The 372-nt window shown below is 82.0% G+C and carries 1 pseudogene; it reads left to right on the forward strand.

The features are described 5' to 3' along the window. Nucleotides 1-56: 56 nt before the first annotated feature. Nucleotides 57-372: pseudogene (locus UK12_RS42065) on the forward strand (hypothetical protein); the annotation flags it as partial.

Below are 372 nucleotides of genomic sequence, written 5' to 3' on the forward strand. Positions count from 1 at the left end.
GCGGGCTGCGCCCGCTGTGCGGCGGCCGGCGGCGAGCCGGCTGGCCGCCGTCCTGCTTGCACCCCGCGTGCGGTTCGGCGCTGCGGGCCACCGCGCGGGAGCGCGTCAAGGGCTGGACGCGGGGGCACGTCCTGGACGTCGACAACATCCTGCTGGGCACGCGCGGCGTCGCCGCCACCCGCCTGGCCTTCGTGCCGGCCGGCCGGTCCGTCATGCGCAGGCGGGCCACCGAGGCACCGGCCGCGCCCGCTGCGGCCGCCGTGCCGGAGCCCGCGGACGCGCCGGTGCCGACGCCCGGCACCACCCCGGCGCCGCAGCTGAGCACGGTCGCCGCCCCGCTGGGCGCCGCCCACCGGCCGGTTCTCAGGGGCC

The organism is Saccharothrix sp. ST-888 (genome assembly GCF_000955975.1).
Classification (GTDB): Bacteria; Actinomycetota; Actinomycetes; order Streptomycetales; family Streptomycetaceae; genus Kitasatospora.